General features: G+C 47.8%; 1 protein-coding gene. It reads left to right on the top strand.

Features of this window, described 5'->3' with window-relative positions:
* Positions 1–901, top strand: a 901-nt coding sequence (locus tag AC3Y2E_RS34595; protein WP_379217985.1) for a transposase, incomplete at its 5' end; no start/stop codon positions are given.
* Between the last annotated feature and the right edge of the window lie 131 nt (positions 902–1,032).

A 1,032-nucleotide genomic window follows, 5' to 3' on the forward strand; every position in this document is an offset into this window, starting at 1 on the left:
GCCAGCAAAAAACACAACCAACGTACTCCAAGACGAAATCCAGTACTGCCAGAAGCTCGTCGCCTTTGTCGAAACCGAATCCGGGATTGCACAAGTGCCGAAAATTCTAGAGCCGCTTAACCTGCTGAAAGAGACCGTAGCAGATGATGTCGAGCAACTTCGCCTAGCGGCGGATCCGGATGCGCGTGTGGGGCATAAGAGCGCAGACTCTGCTTTCTTTGGATACAAAACACATCTGGCGATGACCGAGGAGCGGATTATTACAGCGGCTGTCATTACAACGGGCGAGAAGAATGACGGCAAACAGTTGCAGACGCTTATCGAAAAGAGCAAAGCAGCCGGCATGCAGGTCAAAACCGTCATTGGTGATACCGCCTACTCCGAAAAGGATAACATTTCGTACACGAATCACAATGAGATTGAACTGGTAGCCAAGCTCAATCCACTCATCACGCAAGGCGGCCGCAAGAAAGAGGACGAGTTCTTGTTCAATAAAGATGCCGGCATGTACGTATGCCCGGCTGGCCAAATGGCCATCCGTAAAGCTCGGCAAGGTAAGAAAGGCGTTGGTAAAAACCAAGTGGACACCTATTACTTTGAAGTGGAGCGATGCAAACGTTGTCCCCTCAAGGAGGGCTGCTACAAAGAAGGCGCCAAAAGCAAGAGCTATTCCGTAAGTATTAAATCTGATGAACACACGGAACAGATGGCATTCCAAGAGACGGGATACTTTAAGGAAAAATCCAAGGAACGCTACAAAATTGAAGCAAAGAACAGCGAACTCAAACATGGACACGGGTATGATGTAGCCACATCCTCGGGTCTGCTTGGCATGGAGATGCAAGGAGCAATGACCATATTCGCTGTAAATCTTAAGCGGATATTGAAACTGATCGATTGAAACACAAAGCGAGTAGACCCATTTAAAACACAAAAAAGACATTCTACCCCCAAAAAATATGGGAATAGATGTCTTTTTTTGACGTCCCACGTGGGACTGCCGAAGAAAAACGTAAGTTCTTCAGCGGCCTC

This window comes from Paenibacillus sp. MAH-35, from assembly GCF_058135425.1.